At 74.0% G+C, this 1,853-nt stretch carries 1 protein-coding gene and 2 pseudogenes; 1 reads left to right on the top strand and 2 read right to left on the bottom strand.

Annotation, left to right across the window (positions count from 1 at the left end; translation table 11 throughout):
* Both B7767_RS48930 and B7767_RS41765 read right to left on the bottom strand, forming a co-directional pair.
* Positions 1 to 98 (bottom strand): annotated as a pseudogene (locus B7767_RS48930) (decaprenylphospho-beta-D-erythro-pentofuranosid-2-ulose 2-reductase); the annotation flags it as partial.
* An 8-nt stretch (positions 99 to 106) separates the two neighbouring features.
* Positions 107 to 1,477 (bottom strand): FAD-binding oxidoreductase, encoded by a 1,371-nt coding sequence (locus tag B7767_RS41765; protein ID WP_085576394.1) that lies wholly within the window; start codon positions 1,475 to 1,477, stop codon positions 107 to 109.
* A gap of 134 nt (positions 1,478 to 1,611) precedes the next feature.
* Between B7767_RS41765 and B7767_RS41760 the strand changes: the two are divergent.
* Positions 1,612 to 1,853, top strand: a pseudogene (locus tag B7767_RS41760) (phosphatase PAP2 family protein); the annotation flags it as partial.

Genomic DNA, 1,853 nt, shown 5'->3' with positions numbered 1-1,853 from the left:
GTGCGGCGGGCGATCAGCCGCCGCGCGGTGGCCAGCGCGATCTCGGACGTGCCGCCGAGGACGAGCAGGGACTGGGGGAGGCCGAAGGCGTCCTTCATGACAGCTCCTAGCTGGATGTGGCCTGGAGGCGGAGGCGGCGGGCCAGGTCGGAGACGAACACCCCGCGCGGGTCCAGTGCGGCGCGCAGCGCGCGGAAGTCGTCCAGGCGGGGGTACATGGCCGCGAGCAGCTCCGGGCGCAGCCGGGAGTCCTTGGCGAGGTAGACGCGCCCGCCGGCGCCGGCGACCTCCTCGTCGAGTTCGTCGAGGAAGCCGCCGAGGCCGGGCAGCGAGGCCGGGACGTCCAGGGCCAGGGTCCAGCCCGGCACCGGGAAGGACAGCCAGCCCGGGTCGGCCTCCCCGAACCGCTTGAGGACGGCGAGGAAGGACGGGCAGCGGCGCTCGGAGATCCGGCGCACGATCCGGCGCAGGGTGTCCTCCCGGCCGTGCCCGACGACGAACTGGTACTGCACGAAGCCGCCCCGGCCGTAGACGCGGTTCCAGTGCGGTACGCCGTCCAGGGGGTGGAAGAACGCGGGGATCCGCTGGAGCTGCCCCATCCGCGCGCGGGGGGCCTTGTGGTACCAGAGTTCGTTGAACAGTCCCACGGTGGTGCGGCTGAGCAGGCCCTCGGGGAGGAAGGAGGGGGCGGCCGGGAGCCGGGAGGTGCGGAAGGAGAGGGGCTCCCCGCGCGCGCGTGCGTTCCGGGGCAGCGCGTCCAGGGGGGCGTGGTCGCCGCGCGTGAGCACCGCGCGGCCGGTGGCGGCGCCGCGGGCCAGCAGATCGATCCAGGCGACCGAGTAGCGGTAGCGGTGGTCGGTGTCGGCGAGGCGGGCCATCAGGTCGTCGAGGTCGTTCGCGCGCTCGGTGTCGACGGACATCAGTGAGGTCTCGACCGGCTGGAGCCGGATCGTCGCGGTGAGGACCACCCCGGTCAGGCCCATGCCGCCCGCGGTCGCCTCGAACAGCGGCGTGCCCGGCACGACCGTACGGATCCGCCCGTCGGCGGTGAGCAGCTCCAGGGAGAGCACATGGCGAGAGAAGGAACCGGAGACGTGGTGGTTCCTGCCGTGGATGTCGGCGCCGACCGCCCCGCCGACGGTCACGTAGCGCGTGCCGGGAGTGACCGGCACGAACCAGCCGAGCGGCAGCAGTACCTCCATCAGCCGGTGCAGGGAGACGCCCGCGTCGCACAGCACGGTGCCGCCGTCGGCGTCGATCGCGTGCACGCGGTCCAGGCCCGTCATGTCGAGCACGGCGCCGCCCGCGTTCTGCGCCGCGTCCCCGTACGCCCGTCCCAGCCCCCGCGCGATGCCTCCGCGGGCCCCGCACTCCCGGACGGCCCGGACGGCCTCCTCGTACGTCCGTGGACGGATCAGCCGGGCGGCGGAGGGAGCGGTGCGGCCCCACCCCGTGACGGGAACGGTGTCGGCAGGCATGACGGTGACCGTATCGCCGCTATGTGACTGGTTGGTTTTGAAACGTCACTTCTGTCCCTGAAACGGGTGATTAATGGGATGTCGCTCCCTGGTGACGGGAATTCCGGTCCGCCCGGCGTGAACAGTGAGTCCCCATGGACGAGCTCCACGACTCCCACGACTCCCACGGCCCCCGCGACCTCCCCCGGCCCCTCGGTCTCCACGGCATGGACCACCGGATCGTCCCGGCCCTCAGGGCGTGCGGCGCGGACCCGCGCGGGGCCGGTGCCGCGCGGGCGCTGTCCCTGGCGGGGGAGCAGGGGGCGGTGTGGCTCGTGGTGGGGCTCGCCGGAGCCGTCGTGGACCGCCCCCGGCGCGGCGCCTGGCTGCGCGGCAC

The organism is Streptomyces sp. 13-12-16, assembly GCF_002114215.1.
GTDB lineage: Bacteria > Actinomycetota > Actinomycetes > Streptomycetales > Streptomycetaceae > Streptomyces.
Note: the sequence above shows the minus strand (reverse complement) of the source record. Positions and strands in the feature narration are given on the sequence as shown.